The organism is Sulfitobacter rhodophyticola (genome assembly GCF_041281685.2).
Classification (GTDB): domain Bacteria; phylum Pseudomonadota; class Alphaproteobacteria; order Rhodobacterales; family Rhodobacteraceae; genus Sulfitobacter.
The window spans coordinates 2671836-2696662 of the sequence record NZ_CP166251.2; the positions used below are offsets into that span (position 1 = coordinate 2671836).

Below are 24827 nucleotides of genomic sequence, written 5' to 3' on the forward strand. Positions count from 1 at the left end.
CCGGGCGCAAAGACACCGATAAAACCCAAGGGCGCGGCCATGTTGGCTGCGCCCTTTTTCGGGGCCGGGACGGCAAGCACATCTGTCGGCCGCGCTGGTCACTCGGAATGGCTCATCGCGCTGGCCTGCGGTAACTGGCCGGAGACATGCCATAGACGCGCGTAAATTCGCGGTAGAAGTTCGACCGGGTCAGAAACCCCGATTGCGCCATGATCCGCGCCACACTGTCATCGCTGCCCCGCAACAGATCAGCGGCATGGGCCAACCGGAACCCGTTCACGAACTGAGAGACGTTGACCCCTTCGATCTGGTTGATGGCCGCTGACAATCGGCGTTCTGGCAGGTGCAGACGACGGGCCAGCCGTTGTACGGAAAGGTCGGGATCCAGATAAAGTCCGGTCCGGGTCAGCAGATCGCGCGCGTCGGTTGCGATCTGTGCCGCGTCCCCTTCCGGGTCCTCGCGCGGCCGTGATACCGCGACCGGACGTGCGGCCATCAACGATGGCAGGCTGGCCAGCGTGATCAGCAAGACGGCGATCAGCACCATCGAACCGTAAGAGATCATGCGCGCCGCCCGTGTGCCTTCCCCCACCGCAAAGCTCAGCGCGATGGCCGTGTCCATCAACAGGATCACGGCAAGAAGCCCCGCTGCCGAAAGCATCCAGCGCGTCAGGTGGGGCGCGATGTCAAGGCGCGCATGCACAAGCCTGTCCGGCCCCGCACGCCACAGGATCAATAGCGCGCCCAGATAAAAAAGGTAGCTTCCCACGATCGCAAGATCCGTCGCGCTGAGGCCGACAAAGGGCAACGCCACAACCCCGTTCAGCAAGACCGCAGTCCCAAGGTGCAACAGGGCCGCGCGCTTCAGGGTCTGGCGTTCCACCGCGAGGCTCAAGAACCCAAGATACATCACCGGCCCGACGAAAAGCGGCAACATCCGTTGCAAAGGGGTCAGGGTTTCGACGCCATAGCCAAAGCGTAAACCCACCAGCACCGATTCTGCCGCGAAGATCGCGAATAGCACCGCAAGGAATCGCCCCGCAGCCCGTCGGCCCAGATCAAGGCGCAGCACCACGGCAGCGACGGCCAGACACAGCAGCGCCGACAGTATCGGCAGCGGGATACTGGTCATTTGTGGTCCCAACTTGTCCTCCTTTGCGCACGGGCTGTCCTGAAACGTGATGCAGGACAGGGTTTGGCCCCTCAAGGCGTTGTTCTGATTGGGATCATGGGCAAGGTCAATGTCATCACCACCCCAAGAAAGGACATGGGACATGAGACATCTTCTGCACAGCGCTGCACTTGGCTTCTGCATCGCCGCTTCCTCGCTGCTGGCGGCGGAAACGCAAACCGCCATTGAACCGCTCACCGTCAAGGATGCGCGCGCCGACCGTCCGCTGACGGGGTTCGTTTGGTATCCGACCGCCGATACGGCCGGGGCCGAAATGCACCACGGCAACGTCGTCTGGAAAGGCATCACCGCCATCGAAGGAGGTGCCCCGATGTCCGGCAAGCGCCCGCTGGTTGTTCTGTCGCACGGCATGTACGGCAACGCGATGAACCAAAGCTGGCTGGCCGATGGGCTGGTGCAAGCAGGATTTGTCGTAGCGGCCATCAACCACCCCGGTACCTCGACCTGGATGCGCGATGCGGATCATGCGCGGATGCTGTGGGACAGACCGCGCGACATCTCCCGTGTGATCGACCATATGCTTTCCGATCCCGCGCTTATCCCGCTGGTGGATGAAACCCGCGTCTTCATGGCCGGTCATTCGCTGGGGGGGTTCACGGCGGTGGCGCTGGCAGGGGGTCGTTTCAACGCGGCCGGCTTCCGGGCCAAGTGCGACATGCAGGTCGACGAACTGGTTTGTGGCATCTTCGACCGGTGGCAGGTGGCGCGGACCCCGGCGGATGTCCGGGAAATGGAGCAAGACCTGTCCGATCCGCGTATCAAGGCCTTTGCGGTCTTCGACCTTGGGGGCACGCAAGGATTCTCAGAGCAGAGCCTCGCGGACATCGAGCGGCCCATGCTGGTCCTCGGGGCGCCACGCGATATCTCGGGTCTGAACCTCGATATCGAATCCCGCGCGCTGGTGGCGGCCTTGCCAAAGGCCAGCACCACCTATCTGGAGCCGGAAACGCTGTCGCACTTCGACTTCCTGGGGGTGTGCAATCCCCGCGCCGAAGCCATTCTGGCCGACGAAGCACCAGGCGATGAGATCGTCTGCCAGGAGGGGGGCGGAGCGCGGGAAGCGGATCACGCCACGATCCTGCGCGCGGTGGTGGCCGGTTTCACAGGCGCGGCGGGTCAGGTGCAGAACTGAACAGCACCCCATTTGACATGATCGCCGTCCTCGATCGAGGGCGGCGGTTGCCCTTTTCGACAATGCGGGCTTTGCGCTTGGGTCGATCTGGGCCAAGATGCCGGAATGACACTTAGCCAACCCCCCCGCCATGTCTGACGCGCCTTTGAAGGGATGGCACCATCTGCCCGATGTGCCGCTTCAGGTCTCCCCGTTATTTCGCTGGCCCCTGCGCCCGGCAGAGATGCTGGCGTGGGTCTGGAATGCCTGGTTCCTGATTTCCGAACGGCTGATTATCGTGGGCCTCGCCTTCATCTCATTCTACTGGTTCCAGCCGCCGCTGGAGGAAACGCGCACGCTGGCGGTGGACTGGATCGCGCAGATGTGGCTGCGCAACCTTGTGTTGATGAGCGTGGTAGCAGGGGGACTGCACCTGTATTTCTACAGCTTTACCAAGCAAGGCCAGAAGCTGAAATTCGACCCGCGCCCGCTGATGATCAGGGGCAGGCAGTTCACACTGGGCGGGCAGATCCGCGACAACATGTTCTGGACGCTGGCCAGCGGTGTGACCGTCTGGACCGCCTACGAGGTGCTGATGTTCTGGGCCATGGCCAACGGATATGCGCCCATGCTGACGTTTGCGGCGCATCCCATCTGGTTTATCGCGCTGTTCCTGCTGATCCCCGTGTGGGAAAGCTTCTATTTCTACTGGATCCACCGCCTGCTGCATGTGCCGTTTCTTTACAAACACGTTCATGCGCTGCACCACCGCAACATCAACGTCGGGCCGTGGTCCGGCCTGTCGATGCACCCGGTGGAACATGTGATCTTCCTCGGGTCCGTCCTGATCCACTGGATTGTGGCGGCGCACCCGGTGCATATCCTTTACCACCTGCAATACTATGCGCTGACGGCGGCCACGACCCACACCGGGTTCGAGGGGCTGGTGCTCAAGGATCAGAACCGCCTGAAACTGGGGACTTTCCATCACCAGATGCATCATCGGTATTTCGAATGTAACTACGGTTCGCTCGAAATTCCGTGGGACAAGTTCTTTGGGTCTTTCCACGATGGCACGCAAGCAGCCGATGCGCGGATCAAGGAACGCCGCCGCCGGATGACCGGAGCCTGATATGTGTGGGCGCATGGCCGTTACACTGCCGCCCGATGCGATGGCACAGCTTTTTGCAGCCGCCCCCGACAATGACCTGCCAACGGCAGAGAATTATAACGTCTGCCCCACCAACACCGTGCACGTCGTCACCAGCGACGATGGCGCACGGCGTTTGCAGGGGATGCGCTGGGGGTTCATCCCGACGTGGTACAAGAAACCGAACGACGGCCCGCTTCTGATTAATGCAAGGTCCGAAACCATTGCCGAAAAACCCGCCTTTCGTGCGGCTGCCCGTGCGCGCCGCGGGCTGATTGTGGCCACGGGGTTCTATGAATGGACCAAGGACGCCGACGGTGGGCGTGACCCTTGGTACATTACCCGGTCTGATGGCGCTCCCATCGCCTTTGCCTCTGTCTGGCAGGACTGGACGGACGCGCAAGGCGCCGCCATCCGTACATGTGCCATCGTCACCACCGCCGCCAACGCGGCCATGCAGGCCATCCACCACCGCCAGCCCGTGATCGTGGAACAGCGCGACTGGCCGCTCTGGCTGGGGGAGGCGGGCAAGGGTGCTGCGCGGTTGATGGAGGCGGGGCCGGAGGATCAACTGCGCTGGCACCGCGTGGACCGGGCGGTTAATTCCAATCGAGCGTCCGGGCCCGAGTTGATCGCGCCAGTCTAGCTTCGCCTGCGATGGTGCCGGAGGCGTTCAGGAACCGACCTAGATCCGATCTGTTGCGTACAAACACGCAGGGCAAACCGTGGCGACCCGCGTCTCTCGGGTGAAAGAGCAGTGGACACATCCATCGTTCATGGCGTGACGTTCAATCTCATTCGCTGTTGCCAAGTCTCCGAAACCGGTTTGGCGCAAGATGGAGCCGACCGTTGCCGGATCACGTCCGATACAGTGAATTGCCAGAGCGACAGACGATGCGGCGGTGACCGCTCTCAGCCTTCTCCAGCCCACACCCGATAGGTTGAAACAGCGGTTCGACGTACTACGCTGTTTCGCAGGAGGGTGTATGACGAAGGAATTTGCAGAACGCATTGACGCGGTTCTCTCAGCAAAAACCGTCAGTCAACTGCGTCGAATTTCATTCAGGGTATTCCGGGCCATGGGATTCAGGCGGATGGCATATGTGCACTCCGTCGCCGGACACCCGGAACATTTTTTCATTGATCAGGTCGGGTTTTCGCAAGGCTTTGCGACCCGGTACACTGCGTCCCGCCGTCAACTCGATGACCCGTTTCCTACGATTGCCCGCCGGTCCGCTGTCCCTGTTCTATGGTCGAGATTCGGAAGGCACCCGGACCTGGCGAAACGTCATAAACAGTATCTGGCAGATCTGAGGGACGCAGAAACAGGCGACGGCGTCAGCGTGTCTGTCTCCGGCCCCAGCGGGAAGGACGGCTATTTCGCGCTTGGGTATGGCTGCTATGGTCCGGCGCCCTCTGATCGGGAGCTGGCCGAACTTCAGTTAATCTGCCAGGCAATTCATAACTGCCTGTGTGATCTGACAAAGCATTCCGAAGAAAAGCCAATCGCCCTGTCAAACCGCGAAGCTCAGGTCCTTCATTGGATAAGCCGGGGGAAAGCCAACAGCGTCATTGCAGAGATTCTGGGAATATCGCGACACACGGTGGATACTTTGTCCAAACGGATATTCGCCAAGCTTGGGGTCAACGACAGGGTTTCGGCTGCTGTGCTCGGGCTCAAGACGGGCATGGTGCCCCATAACGCGTCGGGTACGGAGTAGCGGCTTGTCCCTTAGGTAAGTGACTTTCCGATGCACGGACATTGACGTACCGCTCCGCCATATTGCAACAGCATGTGAAGGAAAACGTCCGATGGAGTCCGACATAGAAAAGCCGCTTGAGGATTTCATGACGTATCTGGACGCTCTGCCGCCTGACCGGAAAGGCATGATGACGGTCGAATATGCTGCAAAACTGGTTGAATGCGCCGCATACGAAGTCGCGGGAGAAGTCTGCGCAACAACGGTGTCCAGTTTGATCCTCTGCTCTGCCGAATTATCCAGGTTGGCCACCCGATTGAGCAAACAGGAATAGGAAGTCCTGCAAAAGGTCCACCCCTATTACGACCCTGGTTTCTCTGGGGCCTGGGTGGCCTCACGTGTCGTAAAACGACATGAAGTCACCAGTGACGTTTGATATACCAAAAGGCGCCGTGCCCTCTCAACACGACGCCTTCCAGCGCGTAGATATCATGCGGTACTGGCGTGGTTCGCCGCCGACAGATATCAGATGGGTGCAGGCTCGAAAGTGAATTCGCCGTAAAGCTCAAGCGCGCCTTCGTTGCCGGCGTCCGTATCGCCGTCGCCTTCGCCGGCGTCGGCTTCACCCTGAACGATCACGGCCACGAAACCATGTGGCAGTTCTTCGTTCACGGCCAGCAAATAGGTGCTGTCCAGTTCGATCTCGCCCGACGTCCAGCTTTCGGCGTCGCCCGTGATGATCTGAACGGATTCGCTGTTGTTGGTGAACTCGATCTCGTCACCCGGTTGCACGTGGACCACGGGCGGGAAGAACCCGCCATCGACGATCAGGACCGAATGCGTTTCAGCCTGCGCGGCAGTACCGGCAAGTGTGACAGCAGCGGCAAGGGCAAAGGCGCCTTTGCGGAAAGAATAAAGCATGACAATGCTCCTTGTAACGGCCCCACCCGGTTACTTGTTCGTATCGTTAATCAAAGAATGCGGCGAAAATTTGGCAGATTTCAGGGTTTTTGACCTTTTAACGGCTTTCAGTCGCATCGCTGAGCGCCTGACTGGCCAGCCAATCGCGAAAAGCGCGCAACGCAGCGCTTTCCGCGCGGTCCTCCGGCCAGACCAGATAGTAACGCCCGATGCTTTGCGCATCCTGCGCGGCTGCGCGGACCAATTGCCCGTCGCGCAGGTAGGGTTCCGCAAAGAAGGTCGGCAGCAAGGCAACCCCCAGACCGTGGATGGCCGCCTGCGCCATGGTAGAGAATTGATCGAACATCATGCCTGCGGGTGGTTCGGTGTCGATCCCGTGGGCGGAAAGCCAGCGCGCCCAGCCGCGCGGGCGGGTTTCAAGATGCAAAAGCGGATGGTGCATCATGTCGGCGGGGACGCTTACCGGTGCGGCCATCAAATCAGGCGCACAGACCGGCACCACCGTTTCCGCCATCAGCGGCAGATACCGCACACCGGGCCAGTCTTCATGTCCGAAGTGAATGGCGGCATCAAAGGCGCTTTGGGCAATGTCGAAGGGCCGCAGCCGGGTGGACAGGTTGACGGTCATTTCGGGCTCCGCCAAGGCGAAGTCGCGCAGGCGGGGGGCCAGCCAGTGCATCCCGAAGGCGGGCAGGATGGCAAGGTTCAGCGTGCCGCCGCCCGTGTTAGACCGCGCCGCGACAGAGGCTTGCGCCAGCGTGTTGAGGATATCGCGGACCTGCCCGACATAGACCTGCCCGGCGGCCGTCAGCTGCAGTTGCCGTCCTTGCCGCGCAATCAGGGCCACACCCAACTGCTCCTCCAGCGTCTTGAGCTGTCGGCTGATTGCACTCTGGGTCAGCGACAATTCCTGTGCCGCGCGGGTGGCACTGCCCAGACGGGCCACCGCTTCGAAAGCAAGCAGGGCCGAAATGGAAGGCAGGAAACGGCGCGGCGCGATCATCTATGACTTTTTCTCATGCATTCAGTCCAAAGCAGCGATAGTGTTTCGGGCCGGAATTTGCAATAAGGCTGGCAACCCCAACTCATTCGAGAGGATATGCCATGAACGCCGAAGCCCCCATCCTGCGCGCCAAAGATGCCCCCGATCTGGGCACATTCGATTGGTCCGACCCTTTTCGCCTTGCCGATCAGCTGACAGAAGACGAACGCATGATCCAGGACAGCGCCCGCGCCTATGCGCAGGAAAAGCTGCAACCGCGCGTGATCGACGCCTATGCCAATGAAACAACGGATCCGTCGATCTTCCGCGAGATGGGCGATATGGGTCTGCTGGGTGTCACCATCCCCGAGGAATACGGCGGTCTGGGCGGCAACTATGTCTCCTATGGCCTTGTCGCGCGCGAGGTGGAGCGGGTGGACAGTGGCTATCGGTCGATGATGTCGGTGCAGGCATCGCTGGTCATGTATCCGATCTATGCCTATGGCTCCGAAGCGCAGCGCAAGAAATTCCTGCCCAAGCTCGCGTCGGGCGAATGGATCGGCTGTTTTGGCCTGACCGAACCTGACGCGGGTTCCGACCCGGCGGGCATGAAGACCCGCGCGGTCAAGACCGCCAATGGCTACAAGCTGAACGGTTCGAAGATGTGGATTTCCAACGCGCCGATCGCGGATGTCTTTGTGGTCTGGGCCAAATCCGAAGAACACGGCGGCAAGATCCGTGGTTTCGTGCTGGAAAAGGGCATGAAGGGCCTGAGCGCGCCAAAGGTCGGTAACAAGCTGTCGCTGCGCGCCTCTGTCACCGGTGAGATCGTGATGGATAATGTCGAGGTCAGCGAAGACGCGCTGCTGCCGCATGTGCAAGGCCTGAAGGGACCGTTCGGCTGTCTGAACCGCGCGCGTTATGGCATTTCATGGGGCGCGATGGGGGCTGCGGAATTCTGCTGGCACGCCGCACGCCAGTATGGGCTGGACCGCAAGCAGTTCGGTAAGCCGCTCGCACAGACACAGCTGTTCCAGAAAAAGCTCGCGGATATGATGACCGAAATTTCGCTGGGCCTTCAGGGATCGTTGCAGGTGGGCCGCCTGATGGATCAGGCCAATGCCGCGCCGGAAATGATCTCGATCGTCAAGCGCAACAACTGCGGCAAGGCGCTGGATGTGGCGCGTCATGCCCGTGACATGCACGGCGGCAACGGCATTTCGGGCGAATTCCAGGTGATCCGCCATATGATGAACCTGGAAACCGTGAACACCTACGAGGGCACCCATGACGTGCACGCGTTGATCCTGGGCCGCGCCCAAACAGGCCTTCAGGCGTTTTTCTGAAGACGGCAAGAGGGTATTTGAAGCCAAAAAGAGGGGCCGGGTGGTTTCCTCTTTTTGGCCATAAATCCCGCTGCCAGAGGCCTGAAATCTGTTTTGGAGCATCGCTGGACTTTGGACCGCGTCAGTATCGTTCATGAAAATTTCCTCCGCCGTGTCGCGGCGCAGGACTTTCCCGTCTCAAAGACCCCTACCGACGCGCTGACGGGCGAGGAGGCTCTTGGCCTTTTCCGGGCACAAGTCCTCTCCCGCGCGCTCGACCTGCAAAGCCGGGTGATGCAGAAGGCGGGGCAGGGGTTCTACACCATCGGATCATCCGGACACGAAGGCATGGCGGCGCTGGGCCATGCGCTGCACGTGGATGACATCGCTTTCCTGCACTATCGCGATGCCGCGTTTCAGATCGCGCGCGCCGAAAAGGCCGGTCAGCCGGAGATGATGCGGGATATGTTGCTGTCCTTCGCCTGCTCGTCCGAAGACCCGACCAGCGGCGGACGGCACAAGGTTCTGGGATCGCGCCCGCTGATGATCCCGCCGCAGACCTCAACCATCGCCAGCCATCTGCCCAAGGCGGTGGGGGCGGCACATGCCATCACGCTGGCGCGGCGCAATCGGCCCGAACACGCGATCATGCAGCGCGACGGGATCGTGATGTGTTCGTTCGGGGATGCTTCGGTGAATCATTCCACCGCGCAGGGTGCCTTCAATGCCGCGGGCTGGACCGCCGTGCAGGGGATTCCGCTTCCGCTTTTGTTTGTTTGCGAGGACAACGGCATCGGCATTTCGACCAAGACGCCGACGGGGTGGGTCAAGGCTTCCATGTCCGCGCGGCCGGGCCTGAAGTACTTCGAAGCGGACGGTCTGGACATGTTCGCGGCTGTGAAGGCGGCGCGAGAAGCCGCCGCCTGGGTGCGCGCGCACCGCAAGCCAGCCTTCCTGCATCTGCGCACCGTGCGTCTTTACGGCCATGCAGGTCCGGACGTCGTGACCTCGTACCTGCCGCGCGCTGAGGTCGAAGCGGACGAGGCGCACGATCCGCTGCTTTATTCCGCGCGTGGCCTGATTGCGGCGGGCCATGCCTCAGCGGACGAGGTGCTGTCGATCTATACCGACACGCTGGATGACGTGGCGGAGGCTGCAAAGGAAATGGCCGACACGCCCCGCTTGGAATCGGCAAGCGATGTGATGGCCAGCTTGATCCCGCCGCCCCGCACCCATGCCCCCACCAACGGACCATCCGCCGAACAACGCGCCCAGGTCTTTGGCGGCGACGCCGCCCAGATGGACCAGCCCCAGCCGATGTCGCGCCTGATTAACTGGGCGCTGCATGACCTGATGTTGGCCCATCCCGAAACCCTGCTGATGGGCGAAGACGTGGGCCGCAAGGGCGGCAACTACGGCGTGACGCAAAAGCTGCACGCCCGCTTCGGCCCCGCCCGCGTCATCGACACGCTGCTGGATGAACAAAGCATCCTCGGCCTTGCCATTGGTCTGGCACATAACGGGTTCATCCCGATGCCGGAAATCCAGTTCCTCGCCTATCTGCACAACGCCGAGGACCAGTTGCGCGGAGAGGCCGCGACACTGCCGTTCTTCAGCCGCGGGCAATGGACCAACCCGATGGTCATCCGCATTTCCGCGCTGGGCTATCAGAAGGGGTTCGGTGGGCATTTCCACAACGACAACTCCATCGCCGTCATTCGCGACATTCCGGGCGTGATCATCGCCTGCCCGTCTGATCCGGCAGAAGCAGCGATGATGCTGCGCGAGGCGCACAGGCTGGCGCGCGAGGAACAGCGGGTGGTCGTTTTCCTGGAACCCATCGCGCTGTATCCCATGCGTGATTTGCTGGAACCGGGTGATGGCGGCTGGATGCGGCGTTATCCGGATCCTGACCGGGGCATCGGTCTTGGGCAGGTCGGTGTGCACGGCGATGGCACGGACCTTGCGATAGTTACCTATGGCAACGGTCACTACCTGTCCCGGCAGGCACAGCACGATCTGGCTGCACAGGGGATCGCGACGCGGGTGATCGACCTGCGCTGGCTCGCACCCTTGCCGGAAGATGCGCTGATACAGGCCGTGGGCCAGCGTCCCGCGCTCATTGTGGATGAGTGTCGCCACACCGGTGGACAGGCCGAAGGGCTGATGGCAATGCTGGTTGAGGCAGGCGCAAAACGCCTTGCACGGCTGACAGCGGCGGACAGTTTCATTGCCACGGGCAAGGCCTATGGCGCGACGCTTCCTTCTCGCGAAGGGATCGTTGCGCGGGCGCTCGACCTGCTGGCGGATCGCACCCCCTAAGGCGAATCGTTGTGGGCGCAATACGTGCGCGGCCACAGGGAAACAGACCATTTGCTGCATCCCGCAAACTGCCGGACAAACCCGCCAAATCCGATGGTTAGCCCGTCTTCCCCATCGATTTTGCACACGTGTGCAAAAAATCCTTGCTTTGATCCGTGAACTGCCACACCGTAAAGGCGCAACACTTCTGCGACGTCACGAGGGGGGCACCGCATGGCCGAGATCCAGCTGCGCAACATCAACAAGCGATGGGGAAGCTTTGTCGGCGTTGATAACTTCAATCTGACCATAGCGGACGAGGAATTTCTGGTGCTGCTGGGCCCGTCGGGCTGCGGCAAGACCACTACGATGCGGATGATCGCGGGGTTGGAGGACGTCACCGAAGGGGAGATCGCAATTGATGGCAGGATCATCAATGACCTTGATCCCAAGGACCGCGATGTGGCGATGGTGTTCCAGTCCTACGGGCTGTACCCCCACATGAACGTCTATGAAAACATCCGCTTCCCGCTGAAGGTGCGCAAGGTCAACGACGCGGAGCATGACGCCCGCGTCCGCCGGGCATCGGCGATGGTGGAACTGGACGACTTCCTGCACCGTAAACCAGCGGAATTGTCTGGCGGTCAGCGCCAGCGCGTTGCGCTGGCCCGCGCCATCGTGCGCGAACCCAACGTCTTCCTGATGGATGAACCGCTCAGCAATCTTGACGCTAAGCTGCGTGTCAGCACGCGCGCCCAGATCAAGAACCTCAGCCACGAATTGAAGGTTACCACCGTCTACGTGACCCATGACCAGATCGAAGCGATGACATTGGCCGATCGCGTGGTGGTGATGAAGCAGGGCAAGATCCAGCAGGTCGGCACCCCGACAGAGATCTACGACAACCCGGCCAACACATTTGTCGCCTCCTTCATCGGCTCGCCCGCGATGAATCTGATGGACGGTACCATTCAGGGCGGCACTTTCAACGGGACCAACGCCCAGATCGGCGGCCTTGCGGCAGCAGATGGGGAGGTCACGCTGGGCTTTCGCGCCGAAGACGCGGCCGTGGCCGACGATGGCAAGGGCCAGATCACCGCACCGATCTACACGATCGAGCTTTTGGGCGACGCGGTCATGCTGGCCGTGCGGGCAGGGGGGCAACTGGTCTCCGTCAAGGCGCATAAGGAATTCAGGGCGGATATCGGGGACAACGTATCCTTCAACGTACCCGCAGAGATCTGTCACGTGTTTGACAGAGCATCAGGGGAGCGCATCAGCGCCGCCTGATCACGCAACGTCCCCGCAAGGGGGTCAGGAAGGGTGCAGTCTTGCAAGGTGCACCCCAAAAACTGCAACAGGGAGTTTGCAAAATGATGTTAAGAAAACTGGCACTCGCAGGTGTCGTCAGCCTCATGGGCAGCAGCGCGTTTGCCGCATGTGCGTTTGAGAACACGACCGAAGTCAAGATGCTCTCGGCCGGGTTCGAGGCTTGGAAAGCCGTGTCCGATGCGATGGCCGAATGCGGCAACGTACAGGCCGAATTGGATCAGGAATTCCGCACGAAGCAGCCTGCGGCGTTCGAGGCGAACCCATCGCTTTATCATATCGGCGGCGTGTCCAACGGCACGATCACACCGCTGCTGAACGCGGGCACCATCCGGCCGCTGGATGATCTGGTCGCCAAGTATGGCCAGCACCTGCAGCCCAACCAGTTGATCAAGATCGACGGCAAGATCATGGCCATCGCCATGATGGTGAACACGCAGCACCTGATGTACCGCGAGGATATTCTGGCTGACCTGGGCATCGACACCCCCACCACATGGGATGAAGTCTATGCCGCGGCGGCCAAGATCAAGGAAGCGGGCGTCGTCGATGTGCCGCTGGGTGCGACGATGAAATCCGGATGGAACCTGGCGCAGGAATTCGTGAACATGCACCCCGGCCACGGCGGCAAGTTCTTCAACGCGGACAATACGCCTGCCGTGAATTCCGACGAAGGCATGGCGGCCCTTGCCACGCTCAAGGCGGCACTGGAATTCACCGACCCCGAAGTGCTGGTCAGCGATTCCACTTATGTGCAGCAGCAGTTCCAGCAGGGCAAGATCGCCATGGCGAACCTCTGGGCCTCGCGTGGCGGTGCGATGGACGATGAGGCCGAAAGCCAGGTCGTCGGCAAGGTCAAGATGGCCGCAGCCCCCATGGCCATCGAAGGCGGCGCGCCCGCCACGACCCTGTGGTGGGACGGCATCGTGATCGCCTCCAACATCTCTGACGAGGAAGCGGACGCCGCCTTCCGCGTGGCGATGGAAGGCATGGATGAAGAGATGGTCAAGGCCAACAACGCCGCCGCCATCTGGCTGATCAAGGGCTATGAGCCCGGCCCCCTTGCGCAGGGCGCTATTGCCACGGCGACAGCCAATCCACCCGCACCTGCATACCCCTCCACCACCCGGATGGGCCTGATGCACACTGCGCTCGGCAATGAACTGCCTGCGTTCCTGACGGGCGACCGGGACGCCGCCGCAACGCTGGTGGCAATCGAAGAGGCCTATGTCACCTCCGCCAAAGAAGCGGGCGTGCTCGAGTAAGTACCAAAGTGGCTGGCCGGGTTTTCCCCGGCCAGCCGCCCTTTCATTCAACACTTGGGTTTCGCCGGGGGCAGACAGGCCCCCCGCCAAGGCCAAGAGCCAGACCAAGGGGGCGCAAACGCGCGCCGCCAGGGAGGAACAGAGATGAAATTCAAAACCTTCGCGGCATTCGTCGGCCCTTCGGTCTTCATGATGTTCCTGTTCATCGCCTTGCCCCTGATATCGGTCTTCATGCAAAGCTTTCAGGTCACCCAGCCGGTGATGCAGAACATCGAGGTGGAAACCTGCACCCCGGGCTTCCTGACCCAGACCTGCGTGACGGAACAGAAAACCGTTCCGGTCATAGGGGAGGACGGCAAGACCGTGACCACGACGGAATGGACGGGCCTGCAAAGCTATCGCAACGTACTGCAGATGGATAAGGTTTGGGGCGCGGTATCTTCCGGGCGGCTGGGCGATATCCTGCAAATTGATTTCTGGAAAGCCTTGCGTTTTACGCTGATGTTTACGCTGGTGACGCTGCCGCTGGTGATCGGTGTGGGGCTTTTGATTGCGCTCACGGTCAACAACGCGGCCAAGTCTTTGCGCGGCCCGGTGATCTTTGTCTCGCTTCTGCCCTTTATCATCACGCCGGTGATCGGGTCACTGTCGATCTACTGGTTGTTTGTGGGGGATGGGATCATCACCCGCATGATGGAGCAATGGTCGGGCACGAACATATCCATGTTCGCGCAAGCCTGGACGATTGAACTGCTGATGTATTTCTACCGGGTCTGGCACGTGGCACCCTTCGCTTTCGTCATCTTCTACGCCGGGCTGCAGACGGTGAATATGGACACGCTGGAAAGTGCTGTGATTGACGGTGCCAGCAGGTTCGAGCGGTTGCGCCACGTGATCGTGCCGCACCTGATGCCACTGATTGTCTTTATCGCGCTCATTCACCTGATGGATTGCTACCGCGTGTTTGATGAGATCATCGGTTTCCGCTCTCAGGCGCATGTGATTTCGCTGCAATGGCTCACGGTGGATTTTCTGACGCCGGATGATGCGGGCAACCGCGCAATCAGCCGCGCTGCGGCCAGCGCGATGCTGACCATGATCGGGATTGTATTTTTGTTGATCTGGCCGCTGCGCCGCACCTGGCGCGACCACAAGGGAGGGGCGCACTGATGTCGAACACCTCAAGAGCCATGCGCCAGTCCTTCGCACTGCGCTTTTCATCCAATGCCTTTCTGGTGTTCTGGTGCCTGCTGGCGGCCTTCCCGATCGCCTGGATCGCCGTGATGAGCATCAAATCCCCGCGCGACGCTTTTGCGTCCAGCCCGTGGGATGTGATCGTCGGCCCCGCCACGCTGGCACGTGGTGAGGGTCTTTCGATCCTTGATATCGTGGTTGGGCTGGTGGTGCTGTACTTTGCGATCCGCTGGGCGTTTACGCGGCTGCCCGGATTGGTCACGCAGTATTCACCCCCTGCTTTGATCGTGCTGGGCTGGCTGGTCGGCGCGGCGGTCTATGCGCTGGTCTTTCTGTTGGTGTTCTTTGGCCTGCTGCCGCTGATCCTCGGCGCTCTGAATGGCGTGCTAGGCCCGCTGGGTGAGCCTGTTCTGGGTCTGACCACGCAACACTATGTGGCGGTCTGGGGCGAGAACGAATTTTACCGCAACTTCCTGAATTCGCTGTTTGTGACTGCGGGTGTTGTCACGGTATCGCTGACGGTTGGCACGTTGGCAGGCTACGGTTTGGCGCGCTCTGGCTCGGACCTTGCGTTTTGGTTGCTGATTGCGGCGCTGGTGTTTCGCGCGCTGCCGCATTCGGTGCTGGTGGCGGGCTATCTGCCTTGGTTCATCAACTCCGCCGAAATTCTGCGTCCGATCTTCGGTGATCTGTCGCCCACATTGTACGGACAACCCTGGGCGGTGATTGCGGTGATGGTGTCGATCAATCAGCCGTTCACGATCTGGATGCTGCGGTCGTTCTTTCAGAACATCCCCAGCGAACTGGACGAAGCGGCCCGTGTGGATGGCTGTTCTCATTTTCAGGCCTTTCGCCGCGTGATCATGCCGGTGATGTGGCCGGGTGTCATCACCACGGGTCTGTTTGCCTTCCTGCTGGCGTATAACGACTTCCTCGTAACCTCGCTGCTGCTGGATGCTCAGAACCAGACGATGGTGCCGGCCATTGCGGGCTATTTCAACCGCGAGACCACGACCACCGATCAGGTCGAAGCGGTGGCCGCCGCGGTCTCGATCACCGCGCCCCTGTTCCTGCTGGTCATGGTGTTCCAGCGCCAGATCGTCTCCGGCCTCACCGCCGGTGCTGTGAAGGGCTGAGCGATGCTTGCTCTTTTTGGCGAAAAATCCCGTGGGGTCTGGGGCTAGCCCCAGTCCCGTCCGATCCTCAAACGCAAAGGCCTGCCGATGAAAGGTTCCCGCCCCGAACAAGCTGTACTGACCAAGGGCACTGACATGAGCAAGACCGGGGAAACCCGCCGTGTCATCGAAAGCATGGTGGACGGTCTGAACGATCACACCATCGACGGCATCGGCGCGTTCTTTCACGACAGCTTCCGCTGGCTCGGGAATCAGGGCTGTGGCACCAAGACCGGGCTGCAGGCATTTCAGGACAACTGGCAAAGGCCTTTTCAGGCTGCGTTCTCCGACAAGGTCTGCGTGGATGAAGCGCGGCTTTTCATGGGCGAATGGGCCGCGGCCTTCGGCCGTCAGGAAGCCACCCATTCAGGCACCTTCATGGGGGTCGCGCCGACAGGCAAAAGGATCGAAATCCGGTATATGGATTTCTGGAAGGTCTCCGACGGCAAGATCGAAGACAATTGGGTAATGGTCGACTTTCCGCATGTGCTGGCACAGCTGGGCGTCGATGTGTTTGGCGGGGAAGGCTGGGAAGCTTTCGACCGGGGTGAAAAAACACCACCCCGCCCGGATGGTACATGAGGTGAAGCAATGACAATCGAATATCTCAAGCGCGGCAAGTCTGATGCGGAGCGCAGCGATGACGATGCCAAGACGCGCAGTGTGGTGGAAGCCACTTTGAAGGACATCGAAGCACGCGGCGACGCCGCCGTGCGGGAATTGTCGGAGAAATTCGACAGCTATTCCCCCGCGTCCTTCAAGCTCTCACAAGATGAAATCGACGCGCTCATTGCGAAAGTGACCCCGCGGGAGATGGAGGACCTCAAGTTCGCGCAGGAAAACGTGCGCAGGTTCGCACAGGCACAGCGGGATTCGATGCTGGATATCGAAGTGGAGATGCAGCCAGGTGTGATCCTGGGCCACAAGAACATTCCGGTGCAATCGGTGGGCTGCTACGTGCCGGGCGGCAAGTTCCCCATGGTGGCGTCGGCGCATATGTCCGTGGCCACGGCTTCGGTTGCGGGGGTGCCGCGCATCATTGCCTGCACCCCGCCTTTCAACGGGGCGCCCAACCCGGCCGTGATCGCCGCGATGCACCTTGGCGGCGCGCATGAGATCTATGTCATGGGCGGCATTCAGGCCGTCGGGGCGATGGCCATCGGCACCGAAACGATTGATCCGGTGCACCTGCTTGTCGGTCCCGGCAACGCCTTCGTGGCCGAAGCCAAGCGGCAGCTTTTCGGCCGTGTCGGGATTGATCTCTTCGCTGGCCCGACAGAAACGATGGTGATCGCCGATGACACCGTCGATGCGGAAATCTGCGCCACTGACCTACTGGGGCAGGCGGAGCATGGGTATAACTCTCCTTGCGTGCTGCTGACCAACTCCCGCAAGCTGGCGGAGGAGACGCTGGTGGAGATCGACCGCCTGCTGGAAATCCTGCCCACCGCAGGCACAGCGCGCGTCAGCTGGGAAGACTACGGCGAAGTGATCCTGTGCGATACCTATGATGAAATGCTGCAGATGGCCGATGACATCGCATCTGAGCATGTGCAGGTGATGACGGACCGGGACGATTGGTTCCTCGACAACATGACCTGCTACGGCGCGCTGTTCCTTGGCCCGCGCACCAATGTCGCCAACGGCGACAAGGTGATCGGCACCAACCACACGCTGCCCACCAAGAAGGCCGGTCGGTACACGGGCGGGCTTTGGGTCGGGAAGTACCTCAAGACCCATTCCTACCAGAAGATCACCACCGACGAGGCGGCAGCCGAGATTGGCGCCTATGGCTCGCGGCTGTGCATGCTCGAAGGGTTCGTGGGCCATGCGGAGCAGTGCAATGTGCGCGTTCGGCGTTATGGTGGGGTCAACGTGCCTTATGGGGAAGGAGCGCCCGCGCGGGAAGCGGCGGAGTAGATCGCAAGCGATCTTTGGAGGCTCTGCCTCCAAACCTCCGGGATATTTTTTGAGAAAAGATGGGGCCATGGACAGGCATACACACCATAAGGACCTGATCGCGCCTGTGCGGGCGGCGATGTATGATTTCGATCTGGGGGCGCTGCGGGCGGCGTTGCACGCGGTTTGCGCGCCCGATGTCGTGTTTCGGTTGGCCTTTCCCTTCGAGGACACGGTCGGGGTCGATGCCTATGTGGACAAGGTCTATGCGCCGCTGGCAACTGCCTGGCCCGATCTGGAGCGGCGCGACTGGATCGTGATGGGCGGACCCACGCCAGAGTGGGCGGATTGGGTGGGCTGCGGCGGGTCCTATGTGGCCACGTTCCGGGCCCCGTGGCTGGACATTCCGCCAACCGGGCACCTTGCGCATATGCGCTTTCATGAATTCTATCGTTTTGAAGAAGACAAGATCACCGAGATGCAGGCGCTTTGGGATCTGCCCGAGGTGATGATGCAGGCGGACGCATGGCCGATGGTACCCGCATTGGGGCGCGAATGGCATGTGCCGGGACCGGCGACCTGCGATGGTCTGGTGCCGGGGCCGCATGATGCTGCGGAGGGCGCGGCGTCCTGTCAACATATCGTCGACATGCTGGAGCATATGAAGCGGCACCCCTCCCAAGGCGGCCCCGAGGTCATGGAGATGGAACGCTTCTGGCATCCGCGCATGACCTGGTACGGACCGGCGGGCATCGGCACCGGGCGCGGGATCGAGGGGTTTCGCAACTGGCACCAGATCCCCTTTCTCAACGGGATGCCCGACCGGGGGCAATACGTAGATGACATCGTGTATCACTTCTTCGGGGACGGTCCCTATGCCGCCGTGACCGGCTGGCCGGACATGTATCAGTCGATCAGCCACTCTGGCTGGCTTGGCATTGCGCCCACGGGCAAGAAGATCGAGATGCGCAGCCTTGATTTCTGGCGGATGGAGAATGGCCTCATTCGAGAGAACTGGGTATTGGTGGATATGTTGCAGATGTATGATCAGATCGGGGTCGATGTGCTTGCGCGGATGCGCGAGTTCAACAAGGCGCGGTTGGGCTTTGATCCCGAAACGGGCAGGGCGCTGTGATCGACCTGCCGCGCACTCCTTCCTTTGATCTCAGGGGCAAGCGCGCGCTGGTGACGGGCGCATCGTCCGGCATCGGGCTGGCCTGTGCGGCGGCGCTGGCGCAGGCAGGCGCGCATGTGGTTTGTGCCGCGCGCCGGGTCGAGGTGCTGCAAGAGGCTGTCGCCGCGCTGAAGGCGCAGGGCGGCTCGGCGGAGGCGCGGGCGATGGATCAGGCGGATTTGCCCGCGATCGAGGCGGTATTCGATGCGCCGTTCGACGTGGTGGTGAATTCTGCTGGCCTTGCGCGCCATTCGGCGGCGACAGAGACGACGGCGCAGGATTATGATACCGTGATGGCTGTCAATCTGCGCGGGGCCTATTTCCTGTCCGCGGCGGCGGCATCCGCGCTGCTCAAGGCGGGCAAGCCGGGTTCGATCATTCATATCTCCAGCCAGATGGGCCATGTGGGTGGCATCGACCGCGCGCTTTATTGTGCGTCCAAACACGGGGTGGAGGGGATGATCAAGGCGATGGCCATCGAATGGGGCAAACAGAACATTCGCATCAACTCGGTTTGTCCGACTTTCGTGCGCACCGCGCTGACCCAGCCTACGTTTGATGATCCTGATCGGCTGGCCTGGGTGCTGGAGAAGATCAAGCTGCCGCGCGTGGCGGAGGTCGAGGACATGATGGGCGCGGTGCTGTTTCTGGCATCCGATGCGTCGGCCATGGTGACAGGCACGTCATTGAAGGTCGATGGCGGATGGACGGCGGAATAATGGGCGGGCGGATCACGGCATTGGAGGTGGCAGCACGGGCAGGCGTCAGCCGGTCCGCTGTCAGCCGCGTGTTCACGCCGGGCGCGTCCGTCAGCAAATCCACCGCCGACAAGGTGCGGCAGGCCGCCGATGCGCTGGGCTACCGTCCCAATGTCATTGCGCGCAGCCTGATCACCGGGCGCAGCCGGATCATCGGGCTGGTGGTGGCTTATCTGGAGAACCAGTTCTACCCCGAAGCGATTGAGCGTCTGTCGAAATCGCTTCAGGAGCAGGGCTATCACCTGCTGGTTTTCATGGCGTCCAATGACGCGGCAGAGACGGAAGACGTCATTCAGGAACTGCTGGATTATCAGGTGGACGGGATCATCGCGGCCTCCGTCGGGTTGTCCAACGACCTGACCCAACGCTGCGCGGCCATCGGGATCCCGGTGGTTCTGTTCAACCGTTCCCAGCCTGACATGGCGCTGTCCAGCGTGACCTCCGCAAACTTTGAAGGCGGGCAGAAACTGGCGGAATTTCTGGTGGCGGGCGGGCACCGGCGCATCGGGCATATCGCCGGATGGGAAGGCGCGTCCACGCAGATTGAGCGGGAGGCGGGTTTCGTTGCAGGGCTGGCCAAACACGGGTTGTCGCTTTGTGCGCGGGGATTTGGCAACTTCTCGATTGAGGATGCGAGGACGGCGGCGCGCGAGATGTTTGGCGGCGATGCGCGCCCCGACGCCGTCTTTGTGGCCAATGACCATATGGCTTTCGGCGTGATGGATGTGCTGCGCTATGAACTTGACCTGCGCATCCCGCAGGACGTTTCGGTCGTAGGCTATGACGACGTTTCACTGTCCGCCTGGCCCAGCTATGATCTGACCACCGTGCGCCAGCCCGCCAATCAGATGGTGGCACACACCGTCCGGATTCTGCTGGACCGGATCGAGGAGGGCGATACGCCCCCGCAACACGTGGCCCTTGATGGCCCATTAATCATTCGTGGCTCTGCCCGCATCGCTGAAGGACAAGACAGATGAAGGGTTTTGACCCCAAGTTCAAAGACTTCCCCGACTACATCATCGGCATCACCAAGGAGATTTGGGAGGACCGTGGCATTGCCACGCTGCATCAGTACTACAGCAATGACATCGTGGTGCGCAGCCCCGGTTCCGTTGTGATCGGCAACAAGGACGTGATCGCCGCTACGATGGCAACACTGGCGGAATTCCCCGACCGGACGCTGCTGGGCGAGGATGTGATCTGGTCCGGAACGCCGGAGGAGGGGATGTTGTCTTCGCATCGGTTGCTGTCGACCGCGACGCACACCGGCGACGGGATGTATGGGGCCGCGACGGGGAAAAAGCTGACGTACCGTATCCTTGCCGACTGCCATGCCATCAACAACCAGATCAACGATGAATGGCTGATCCGCGATCAGGGCGCCATCGTGCGCCAGATGGGATGGGAGCCAAAGGCCTATGCCGCCGATCTGATCGCGCGCGAAGGTGGGCCGGAGGCTTGCGTCCGCCCCATGACGCCCGCCATTGATCAGCCCGGTCCGTACAAGGGGCGCGGCAATGACAACGCATGGGGGGCGAAATACGCGGATATACTGACACGGATCATGGGCGCTGACATGGCGGTGATCCCGGCGGAATATGACCGTGCGGTGCAGGTGGAATATCCCGGTGGCGTGCAGGGTCACAGCCACGGCGCCGTCGATGAATTCTGGATGGGGCTGCGCGCCTCCTTCCCCTCCGCCACCTTCCGGATCGACCATGTGATCGGCCGCGAAGACCCGATGATGCCACCGCGTGCCGCCCTTCGCTGGTCGCTGCATGGCAAGCATGACGGCTGGGGCAGTTTCGGCACGCCCACGGGCAAGGAGGTCTATGTCCTGGGCATTTGCCACGGCGAATTCGGGCCCTGGGGCCTGCGGCGGGAGTATGTGATATACGATGAGGCCATGATCTGGAAACAGATCCTGTTGCAAACGGGGTAGGATATGCCAACCTACGCAGACCTCATGTTTACCGACGCGGTGCACGCCGAACAGGACGCCATCGGCAGCAAGGGTGTCTATGACCGCCGCTATGCCGAAAAGGGAGATGAGCCGCTCGGCGAAGACGAACGTGCGTTTCTCACATCCCGCACGTCGATCTACATCGCGACCGTCAACAGCGATGGCTGGCCCTATATCCAGCACCGGGGAGGGCCTGTGGGGTTCATCAAGGCGTTGGACGACCGTACGATTGCCTTTGCTGATTATCGCGGCAACCGGCAGCTGATCACCAAGGGCAATCTGGCCGGGGACGACCGTGTGTCGATTTTTGCGATGGACTATCCTCGCAAGGCGCGGCTCAAGCTGCAGGGCCATGCGACGCTGATCAATGCCAGTGACGCGTCCGATCTTGCCACGCTGCTAGACACCGAAGGGCAGGGCCGTGTCGAACGCATCATGACCATCCGCATCGCCGCCTTTGACTGGAACTGCTCGCAGTTCATCACCCCCCGTTTCGACACGGTCGAGGTTGCGGCCTTCATCGGGCCGGAACTGGAGCGGTTGGAGGCGGAAAACGCCGACCTGCGGGCACGGCTGGAGGCAGGGCAATGACCCAGCGTGCGCGGAGGCTCGCCCCGCTCCATGGCTTTCTGGCGAGCTGCCGCACAAGACGTCTGAACCTGCGGCCCCCCGGAGAGGGAGCGCATGCGCGTCCGCACACCTCTCCAACACCTTCATTCAGGACCTACAGAAAATGACACCGCAAGACATGGAAACCCGCATCGTCCGCTATGGCGACCTGATACCCTGCAAGACCGCCTTCATCGACGCCCACACGCCCGGCAGTGATCAAAAGGAAAACTTCACCATCATCGGCGGCGGCGTATCAGAAAGCCCCGATCAGCACGTGCACATCGCCATCCCGCATGGCTTCAACATCGGGGCCGCGGGCCAGCCGCCCAAGTGCCGCAACTCCATGCACAACCACCGCACGGCAGAGGTATTCTTTGTTCTCAAGGGCCGCTGGCGCTTCTTCTGGGGCGAACATGGCGATGCCGGGGAGGTGATCATGGAGGAAGGGGATATCTTCAACATCCCCACCAACATTTTCCGCGGGTTCGAAAACATCGGCACGGATTATGGGATGATCATGGCGATCCTTGGCGGCGATGACGCGGGCGGTGGTGTGATCTGGGCGCCGCATGTGATCGAGGATGCAAAGGCACATGGTCTGGTGCTGGGCGACAATGGCAAGCTTTATGACACCAAGAAAGGCGAAAGCCTGCCCTCTGGTGTGAAACCGATGCCCGTGTTGACGAAGGACGAGCTTGCAAAGGTCGACACGCCCAGTCCGATGCAGGTCGTCGGCGGCTACGTCCGGCGCTATCACGATATGGTCGCCATTGCCCAATCCGGCACCCCCTGTCCAGTGATCGGGGAAAAGGCGATCATCCGCGACAAACCGGGGTTTGAGGTCGCGTTGCTGACCCGCGCCAGCGCCTCGCAGGATATGCACAGCCATGACCGGCCTTCGGTGCTCATGCCGGTAAAAGGCCACTGGCGGGTGAATTGGGACGGCGGCAGCGCAACGCTTGCACCGGGTGATACAATGTCCGTGCCCGAGAACCTGATGCACAACGCGATCCCGTCGATGACGGGGGAGGCGGCGCTTTATCATATCGTCGCGACGGATGATATGGCAGGGGCCACCTGGAAAGGCTGACTTGGCAACGAAGGGGCAGGCGGGCAAAATGACAAGGCGTCAAGGGAGGTGGCACATATGAAGATCCGATTGTTGAGCATCCTTCTGACACTGGTCGCAGCGCCCGCCATCCTGGCGCAGACCTGGCAGGCCGCGCTGGACGATGACGGCGGCTATGCCTACGGGTACGCTCAGGCCGATGACCTGCCGATGGGGTTTGCCTGCACGGTCCGTTCAGTTCAGAACCGTCCACTGATCGAGGTGGGCGCACACGAAGAACAGCCTACGGCACCCTACAACATGCGCATCGAATTCTGGGGCCCGACGATCCCCGAAACCGGCGTGCAGACCCGTACCGACATGGCGCTTTGGGTCGATGACACCGGATACCAGCTGCCCCCGGTGGTGCGGGATGAATTCTACGGCTACTGGTGGGTGGAACTGTCGATGGGTGACTCGCTTTACCGCACGCTTGGTAGTGCGTCCCGGCTGGTGCTGGCGGTGGGTCAGGACGCGATCTGGGATGTGCCGGTGGGGGACCTTGATGTGGCCTTGACGCAGGCACAACAACACTGCGCGGCAACACTTGTGGCCACGGGCAACCCGGCGCCCGCATGGTTCGGACCGGTCCCCGCCGCCATACCGCAAGCGGCAGCACCTGCCGCCCCGACATCCTCTGACTTTACCGTCCCGCAACAGGTCATCGCCTACGCCAACCGCCTGTGCCAAGGGGTCGCCACCATCGACCCGCAGGCCTTCTTGGCAGGTGACTTTGACGGGGACAGCGTCCCGGACGTGGTGATGGACTGGAACCACGTGATGTGTCCGCCGCCCATGGGCCGGGGGTTCTGTGGTGCGGCCAATTGCTCTGTCGATGTGTTCATGTCCTCAAAGGGCTATGCCGATCCCGAACAGATGCTGGGTGCCGCCCCGACACTTGCCCGCCAACCCGATGGCCGCATGGGTCTGATGATTACCGGTTCCTTCTCCCTGTGCGGCCAGAATGGCGAAAACTGCGCGCGCCCCTGGGTGTGGAACGGACAAGCGCTGGTGCGGCGATGACCTCCTTCACCGATACGCTGCTTGCGAACCTTGATGGCGATATGGAACCGGGGAGCGAACTGATCGCACTGATGCGTTGGCTCGAAGATGATCAGAACGGCTTGATGCATTACACCTCCACCAACGCGCCGTTTCTGCCCACCACACCGGTGGCTGACATCACCGCCCTGTGGTCTCACGTTGCCTTCGTTCATGAGCCGACTTTTTTCACCCACTGGCTGGGCCGTGATGACCTGCACAATGACCTTGCCTGTCTGGTCCGCTGCGGTGGCGATGGCAGCCACATGGCCCTGTGGCGCGATCCTGCGGGCGGGATGAAATACGTCTTCTGCGGCTCCGAAGGGGCGGCATTCACGCTGACGGACAACGCGCTCGATTTCGTGCGGCTGCTGGTGATGGGCTATGTCAGCATCGAAGACAGGGACGTGCTGACGCAGCACCCCGCCGCCGCGCATGCGGAATACAGCGATGCACCCTGGCCTGACACGCCGGTCGCCAAGGATTGGCTGCACCGCACTTTTGCCGCTCAGGTGCCCGTCGCCGGAGCGGACCTGATCCCGGACGGCCCCGATCCCTTTCCGGCATGGATCGACGCCAACACCGGCTACCGCTAAACCCCATCAAAACGCAGGAAAGACCAGA

General features: G+C 61.4%; 24 protein-coding genes. 21 read left to right on the forward strand and 3 right to left on the reverse strand.

All coding sequences use genetic code 11. From position 1 onward, the window contains the following. Positions 1 to 112 precede the first annotated feature (112 nt). Positions 113 to 1276 (reverse strand): helix-turn-helix domain-containing protein, encoded by a 1164-nt coding sequence (locus AB4X18_RS14105; protein ID WP_370400685.1) that lies wholly within the window; start codon positions 1274 to 1276, stop codon positions 113 to 115. Between AB4X18_RS14105 and AB4X18_RS14110 the strand changes: the two genes are divergently transcribed. The 5 genes from AB4X18_RS14110 to AB4X18_RS14130 all read left to right on the forward strand — a co-directional run bounded on the left by AB4X18_RS14110 (position 1275) and on the right by AB4X18_RS14130 (position 5487). Continuing rightward, the gene (locus AB4X18_RS14110) at positions 1275 to 2324 is read left to right on the forward strand and encodes an alpha/beta hydrolase family protein (protein ID WP_432816727.1); all 1050 of its coding nucleotides are present in this window, start codon (positions 1275 to 1277) and stop codon (positions 2322 to 2324) included. The two genes, AB4X18_RS14105 and AB4X18_RS14110, sit on opposite strands and share 2 nt — an antisense overlap. A gap of 130 nt (positions 2325 to 2454) precedes the next feature. Further along, positions 2455 to 3435, forward strand: a complete 981-nt coding sequence (locus AB4X18_RS14115; protein ID WP_370400687.1) for a sterol desaturase family protein — start codon at positions 2455 to 2457, stop codon at positions 3433 to 3435. A 1-nt stretch (position 3436) separates the two neighbouring features. Beyond that, the gene (locus tag AB4X18_RS14120) at positions 3437 to 4099 is read left to right on the forward strand and encodes an SOS response-associated peptidase (RefSeq protein ID WP_370400688.1); all 663 of its coding nucleotides are present in this window, start codon (positions 3437 to 3439) and stop codon (positions 4097 to 4099) included. Between the two features lie 340 nt (positions 4100 to 4439). After that, the gene (locus tag AB4X18_RS14125) at positions 4440 to 5174 is read left to right on the forward strand and encodes an autoinducer binding domain-containing protein (protein ID WP_432816728.1); all 735 of its coding nucleotides are present in this window, start codon (positions 4440 to 4442) and stop codon (positions 5172 to 5174) included. A 91-nt stretch (positions 5175 to 5265) separates the two neighbouring features. Continuing rightward, positions 5266 to 5487 (forward strand): hypothetical protein, encoded by a 222-nt coding sequence (locus tag AB4X18_RS14130; RefSeq protein ID WP_370400690.1) that lies wholly within the window; start codon positions 5266 to 5268, stop codon positions 5485 to 5487. A 191-nt stretch (positions 5488 to 5678) separates the two neighbouring features. On the opposite strand, the gene AB4X18_RS14135 is transcribed toward AB4X18_RS14130, so the two are convergent. Both AB4X18_RS14135 and AB4X18_RS14140 read right to left on the reverse strand, forming a co-directional pair. Further along, entirely contained in the window at positions 5679 to 6074 is a 396-nt protein-coding gene (locus AB4X18_RS14135) for a hypothetical protein (RefSeq protein WP_432816729.1), read from the reverse strand. Between the two features lie 97 nt (positions 6075 to 6171). Continuing rightward, entirely contained in the window at positions 6172 to 7077 is a 906-nt protein-coding gene (locus AB4X18_RS14140) for a LysR substrate-binding domain-containing protein (RefSeq protein ID WP_370400692.1), read from the reverse strand. Positions 7078 to 7178: 101 nt separating this feature from the next. On the opposite strand from AB4X18_RS14140, the gene AB4X18_RS14145 reads away from it, so the two are divergent. From AB4X18_RS14145 to AB4X18_RS14220, 16 genes are all read left to right on the forward strand, one after another. Then, positions 7179 to 8402: an acyl-CoA dehydrogenase gene (locus tag AB4X18_RS14145; RefSeq protein WP_370400693.1), complete on the forward strand. Its 1224-nt coding sequence runs from the start codon at positions 7179 to 7181 to the stop codon at positions 8400 to 8402. Between the two features lie 111 nt (positions 8403 to 8513). After that, positions 8514 to 10703, forward strand: a complete 2190-nt coding sequence (locus AB4X18_RS14150) for a thiamine pyrophosphate-dependent enzyme (protein WP_370400694.1) — start codon at positions 8514 to 8516, stop codon at positions 10701 to 10703. A gap of 213 nt (positions 10704 to 10916) precedes the next feature. Further along, positions 10917 to 11972: an ABC transporter ATP-binding protein gene (locus AB4X18_RS14155; RefSeq protein ID WP_370400695.1), complete on the forward strand. Its 1056-nt coding sequence runs from the start codon at positions 10917 to 10919 to the stop codon at positions 11970 to 11972. A gap of 83 nt (positions 11973 to 12055) precedes the next feature. Further along, complete coding sequence (locus AB4X18_RS14160; RefSeq protein WP_370400696.1) at positions 12056 to 13276, forward strand: ABC transporter substrate-binding protein; 1221 nt, start codon at positions 12056 to 12058, stop codon at positions 13274 to 13276. Positions 13277 to 13420: 144 nt separating this feature from the next. Then, complete coding sequence (locus AB4X18_RS14165; RefSeq protein WP_370400697.1) at positions 13421 to 14446, forward strand: carbohydrate ABC transporter permease; 1026 nt, start codon at positions 13421 to 13423, stop codon at positions 14444 to 14446. Then, positions 14446 to 15606: a carbohydrate ABC transporter permease gene (locus tag AB4X18_RS14170; RefSeq protein ID WP_432816730.1), complete on the forward strand. Its 1161-nt coding sequence runs from the start codon at positions 14446 to 14448 to the stop codon at positions 15604 to 15606. Before AB4X18_RS14165 ends, AB4X18_RS14170 begins: the two co-directional genes overlap by 1 nt. A gap of 87 nt (positions 15607 to 15693) precedes the next feature. Continuing rightward, complete coding sequence (locus AB4X18_RS14175) at positions 15694 to 16227, forward strand: ester cyclase (RefSeq protein ID WP_370400700.1); 534 nt, start codon at positions 15694 to 15696, stop codon at positions 16225 to 16227. Between the two features lie 9 nt (positions 16228 to 16236). Then, positions 16237 to 17565, forward strand: coding sequence for a histidinol dehydrogenase (hisD, locus tag AB4X18_RS14180; protein ID WP_370400701.1), 1329 nt, complete (start codon positions 16237 to 16239; stop codon positions 17563 to 17565). A 67-nt stretch (positions 17566 to 17632) separates the two neighbouring features. Next, on the forward strand, positions 17633 to 18679 hold the full coding sequence (locus AB4X18_RS14185) for an ester cyclase (RefSeq protein WP_370400702.1): 1047 nt from the start codon (positions 17633 to 17635) through the stop codon (positions 18677 to 18679). Beyond that, positions 18679 to 19437 carry an SDR family NAD(P)-dependent oxidoreductase gene (locus AB4X18_RS14190; protein ID WP_370402636.1) on the forward strand — a complete coding sequence of 253 codons (759 nt, stop codon included), beginning with the start codon at positions 18679 to 18681 and terminating at the stop codon, positions 19435 to 19437. The genes AB4X18_RS14185 and AB4X18_RS14190 overlap by 1 nt, the downstream gene beginning before the upstream one ends. Next, positions 19422 to 20456 (forward strand): LacI family DNA-binding transcriptional regulator, encoded by a 1035-nt coding sequence (locus AB4X18_RS14195; protein WP_370400703.1) that lies wholly within the window; start codon positions 19422 to 19424, stop codon positions 20454 to 20456. The genes AB4X18_RS14190 and AB4X18_RS14195 overlap by 16 nt, the downstream gene beginning before the upstream one ends. After that, positions 20453 to 21421 carry an ester cyclase gene (locus AB4X18_RS14200; RefSeq protein WP_370400704.1) on the forward strand — a complete coding sequence of 323 codons (969 nt, stop codon included), beginning with the start codon at positions 20453 to 20455 and terminating at the stop codon, positions 21419 to 21421. Before AB4X18_RS14195 ends, AB4X18_RS14200 begins: the two co-directional genes overlap by 4 nt. Positions 21422 to 21424: 3 nt before the next feature. Continuing rightward, the gene (locus AB4X18_RS14205; RefSeq protein WP_370400705.1) at positions 21425 to 22033 is read left to right on the forward strand and encodes a pyridoxamine 5'-phosphate oxidase family protein; all 609 of its coding nucleotides are present in this window, start codon (positions 21425 to 21427) and stop codon (positions 22031 to 22033) included. A 142-nt stretch (positions 22034 to 22175) separates the two neighbouring features. Beyond that, the gene (locus tag AB4X18_RS14210) at positions 22176 to 23144 is read left to right on the forward strand and encodes a cupin domain-containing protein (protein WP_370400706.1); all 969 of its coding nucleotides are present in this window, start codon (positions 22176 to 22178) and stop codon (positions 23142 to 23144) included. A gap of 57 nt (positions 23145 to 23201) precedes the next feature. Next, a complete protein-coding gene (locus tag AB4X18_RS14215; protein WP_370400707.1) occupies positions 23202 to 24185 on the forward strand; it encodes a hypothetical protein in 984 nt (327 codons plus the stop codon). Next, complete coding sequence (locus AB4X18_RS14220; RefSeq protein ID WP_432816731.1) at positions 24182 to 24799, forward strand: hypothetical protein; 618 nt, start codon at positions 24182 to 24184, stop codon at positions 24797 to 24799. Before AB4X18_RS14215 ends, AB4X18_RS14220 begins: the two co-directional genes overlap by 4 nt. Positions 24800 to 24827: the final 28 nt, after the last annotated feature.